This window comes from Streptomyces sp. NPDC040718, assembly GCF_055593565.1.
On the sequence record NZ_JBVIXO010000041.1, the window covers coordinates 1 to 3,254 of the forward strand.

4 protein-coding genes are annotated in these 3,254 nt (G+C 72.4%); 1 reads left to right on the forward strand and 3 read right to left on the reverse strand.

Annotated elements, in window-relative coordinates; all coding sequences use genetic code 11:
• Window positions 1–381: 381 nt before the first annotated feature.
• Window positions 382–1,389, reverse strand: a complete 1,008-nt coding sequence (locus ACZ597_RS35525; RefSeq protein WP_471339585.1) for a stage II sporulation protein M — start codon at window positions 1,387–1,389, stop codon at window positions 382–384.
• A gap of 111 nt (window positions 1,390–1,500) precedes the next feature.
• Between ACZ597_RS35525 and ACZ597_RS35530 the strand changes: the two genes are divergently transcribed.
• On the forward strand, window positions 1,501–2,412 hold the full coding sequence (locus tag ACZ597_RS35530) for an RDD family protein (RefSeq protein WP_471339588.1): 912 nt from the start codon (window positions 1,501–1,503) through the stop codon (window positions 2,410–2,412).
• Here the strand turns inward: ACZ597_RS35530 and ACZ597_RS35535 are convergent.
• The gene (locus tag ACZ597_RS35535) at window positions 2,409–3,062 is read right to left on the reverse strand and encodes a hypothetical protein (protein WP_471339591.1); all 654 of its coding nucleotides are present in this window, start codon (window positions 3,060–3,062) and stop codon (window positions 2,409–2,411) included. The two genes, ACZ597_RS35530 and ACZ597_RS35535, sit on opposite strands and share 4 nt — an antisense overlap.
• 97 nt (window positions 3,063–3,159) lie before the next feature.
• On the reverse strand, window positions 3,160–3,254 hold a 95-nt coding region (locus ACZ597_RS35540), incomplete at its 5' end, for an adenosylhomocysteinase (RefSeq protein WP_381153455.1).

Consider the following 3,254-nt stretch of genomic DNA (forward strand, 5'->3'; position numbering starts at 1 on the left):
GGACGCTTCCTTTGTACTCACCCTCTCGGGCTTTCCTCCGGGCTTTCGTTCTTCGTTCTTGCGTTTCCGACTCTATCAGACTCTTTCGTGTCCGACTTCCTCGGCGCTTTCGAGGTCCTGCGCTTTCACGCTTTCCCTTTCCGGCGGTTCCGACTCTATCAGAAGTTTTCCACCGGATTTCCCGGCTTCGACTTCCTGAATGGAGAGACGGTTGTGCCCCACGGGAATTCAATTCCATTTGGGGGCGAGAGAGACTTTAAACCATCGCTGCCGAACTTGTCCAGTTCGAGGCAACCGTTCGAATCTACCTCCCCGCAGCGGCCGTGTCAACAGCCTGCGGGACGACGAGGAGACTAGCAGCTCAGCTGCCTTGTACGCACATCAGGCCGCCGTCGGGAGCGTCGCCGTACGGTCCGCCTCCTGCACGTCACCCACCTCGCCGGCGCGGGAAGCGCGGCCGCCGAGAACGTAGACGTAGACGAGGAACGCAGCCTCCGCGAGGACGCCGATGGTGATGCGCGCCCAGGTCGGGAGGCCCGACGGGGTCACGAAGCCCTCGATCAGGCCGGAGACGAAGAGGACCGCGGCCAGGCCGATGGCCATGCCGAGGGCGGCGCGGCCCTGTTCGGCGAGGGCCGTGCGGCGGGTGCGGGGGCCCGGGTCGATGACCGTCCAGCCGAGGCGCAGGCCCGTACCGGCGGCCACGAACACCGCCGTCAGTTCGAGCAGGCCGTGCGGGAGGATCAGGCCGAGGAAGACGTCGAGGCGGCCGGCGGAGGTCATCAGGCCGAGACCGACGCCCAGGTTCGCCATGTTCAGGAAGAGGATCCACAGGACCGGCAGGCCCAGGAACGCACCCAGGACCAGGCAGATCGCGGCGGCCTTGGCGTTGTTCGTCCAGACCTGCGCGGCGAAGGACGCCGCCGGGTGGCTGGAGTAGTAGGTCTCGTACCCGCCGCCGGGCCGGGTCAGCTCCTTGAGGTGCTCCGGGGTGGCTATGGCGCTCTGGACCTCGGGGTGGGTCGCTATCCACCAGCCGATGAGCACGCCGAGGGCCGTGGAGAGCAGCGCGGTGGGTATCCACCAGCGGCGGCTGCGGTAGACGGCGGCCGGGAAGCCCTCGGTGAAGAAGCGGGCGGCGTCGCGCCAGCTCGCACGGCGGGTGCCGGTGACGGTCGAGCGGGCACGCGCGACGAGCTGGGTGAGCCGGGCCGTGAGCATCGGGTCGGGGGCGCTCGACTGGATCAGGGAGAGGTGGGTGGAGGTTCGCTGGTAGAGGGCGACGAGTTCGTCGGCCTCCGCCCCGGTGAGCCGACGGCCCCGGCCGAGGAGCTGCTCCAGGCGGGCCCATTCCGTCTGGTGGGCCGCCACGAAGACGTCGAGATCCATCCGGTTACCGCTCCCCTGCCCCTGGCCACCCGATACGGCTTACTTCTCCTACGGTCAGCTTGGCAGACTGGGGTGCACAGGGGCGGGTCAGGTCGGGGAAAGGTGCGCGCGGTGAGCGATCTGGTGACGGGAGACGCGGTCGTCCTGGGTCTGCGGCCGGCGCGGCTGCCGAGCCGGGCCCTGGCGGTCCTGCTCGACCTGGTCGTGTACGGCACCGGGTTCGTGGTGGTGATGGTCGGGCTGCTGGCCGCGACGGCGAGCCTGGACGAGGCCGCGCAGGCCGCGGTGTCGGTGGCGAGCATGCTGCTGGTGCTGGTCGGCGTACCGATCGCGGTGGAGACGCTGAGCCACGGCCGCTCGCTGGGGAAGATGGCGTGCGGGCTGCGGGTGGTGCGGGAGGACGGCGGGCCGATCCGGTTCCGGCACGCGCTGGTGCGCGGGGCCATGGGGGTCGTGGAGCTGCTGCTCACCTTCGGGGCGGTCGCCTGCATCGCCTCGCTGATGTCGGAGCGGGGCCGTCGGCTGGGTGACGTGTTCGCCGGGACCCTGGTGGTCCGGGAGCGGGTGCCGGCGGCCCGGGTGATGCCGGTGCCCCCGCCGCCGCCGTGGCTGGCCGGGCGGTTCGCGGGCCTGGACCTCTCGGCGGTGCCGGACGGGCTGTGGCTGGCGATCCGGCAGTACCTGACGCGGATGAACCAGCTGGACCCGCACACCGGTGCCGCGATGGCGGTGCGGCTGGCGGACGACGTGGTGGCCCGGACCGGGACGCCGCCGCCGGCCGGGGTGCCGGCCGCCGCGTTCCTGATGGCCGTGGTGCACGAGCGGCAGTCGCGGGACGCCGCGCGGGCCTTCGCCGCGGCCCCGGCCGCGCCTGCTCCGGCTCCGGCTCCGGCACCGATGGCCGGTCCCGTGCCCATGGCCGTGCCGATGCCCGCGCCGGTCGTGGCCCCCGCGCCGGTGGCGCCCGTGGCGCCGCCGCCGTCGACGACGCCTCGCGGGACCGGGTTCGCTCCGCCCGCCTAGTCCTCGAAGCCCTCGAAGTCGCCGGGGTCGTCGGAGTCCTCGAAGGACGACGGCGGGGTCTCCAGGTGTTCGAGTTCGATGCCGGGCGCCGAGAGGACCACGTCCCCGGCGATGTGCACGGTGTGGACCTCGCCCGTGTCCAGTGCGGTGACCTGGTACTCGTCCACCACCAGCGGGCCGCTGTCCGTCGGGTGCTCGGCGCGTGAGAGCAGGGCCCAGGCCTGGTCGACGGTACGGGGTGCCAGCACCGGGTCGGTCAGCGCGAGGAGCCGGACCCGGGTCGCCGGGGCGCCGGGGGTCAGGCGCAGCAGGCGGGCCGTGGCGATGAGGAAGGCCGGGGAGCTGCCGGTGAAGCCGGGGGCGGCGACGTTGCCCTCGGTGGCCTCGGCTCCGGCGGGGTCGGTGCGGACCCAGGTGACGCCGTCGATGGCGGCGCCGCGTACCTGCCAGCTCGCGGCGTTGGCCTCCAGCCGGATGGGGCGGCCGAGGGCGTCGATGGCCAGGTCCAGCGAGCCGCGGTGGTCCCCGTCCGGGGTGGTCAGCTGGGCCACGTAGCGCCAGCCCGAGGGACCGGGGGCGCAGTGGAAGTGCTCCTCGCCGAGGGGGGTGTGGTCGTGCGGGTCGTGGAGCGAGTAGCGGCCGCGGGGCATGGCGTCGGGTCCTTGGGTACGGGGCAGGCCCCCGGCGCGGGTGCCGGGGGCCTGCCTGGAGTGCTGCGGATCCCCGCAGGGGATCGGTAGCGGTGGATCAGTAGCGGTAGTGGTCGGGCTTGTAGGGGCCCTCGACCTTGACGCCGATGTAGGAGGCCTGCTCGGGGCGGAGGGTGGTGAGCTTGACGCCCA